Annotated in this window: 1 protein-coding gene; it reads right to left on the bottom strand. The window is 68.3% G+C overall.

From position 1 onward, the window contains the following. Positions 1-365 (bottom strand): thiamine-binding protein (locus tag ACYU7Q_RS21890; RefSeq protein ID WP_460611583.1); only part of this gene is annotated, 365 nt, incomplete at its 3' end. Positions 366-552 lie beyond the last annotated feature (187 nt).

Below are 552 nucleotides of genomic sequence, written 5' to 3'. Positions count from 1 at the left end.
CGACGCCGTTCCTCGGTCAGCTGCGGGATGACGACCCGGATGATGCTGCCGTCGTTGCTCGGGTTCACGCCCAGGTCCGAGTCGCGGATCGCCTTTTCGATCGCGGCCAGCTGCCCCTGGTAACCGGGGCGGATGTCGGCCTTGAGCACCAGCGACACCCGCGCCGCACCCTCCCCCGCGGCCTCCACGGCACGCTTGACGACGTCCATCACCTCGTCCCACTCACCCTCGACGTTGGTGAACATCGCATTGGTCGAGTTCGGCAGCCCGGAATCCCGCACCACCCTGACCGCACGGGCGACCGCCTCGCTCACCCCGCCGTCCGGATCGCCACCGGCCGGGCTGACACTGAATGCGACAAGCATCGCCGCTCCCTTTCGAGTTGAGCCACGAGTTTCGGCACTACCCTGCCCAGTCTGCCGAAAACCCGCTGGTAGCTTCCCAGGACATGAACCGGCCCTTACCGTTCGACCCGATCGCCCGCGCCGCCCAGCTGTGGGAGGAACGGATCGGCCCTTCGGGCACGATGGCCGCGGTGACGGGGCTGATGCG

It is taken from the genome of Hymenobacter terrigena (assembly GCF_054776515.1).
This window is presented reverse-complemented; position numbering and strand designations above follow the sequence as displayed.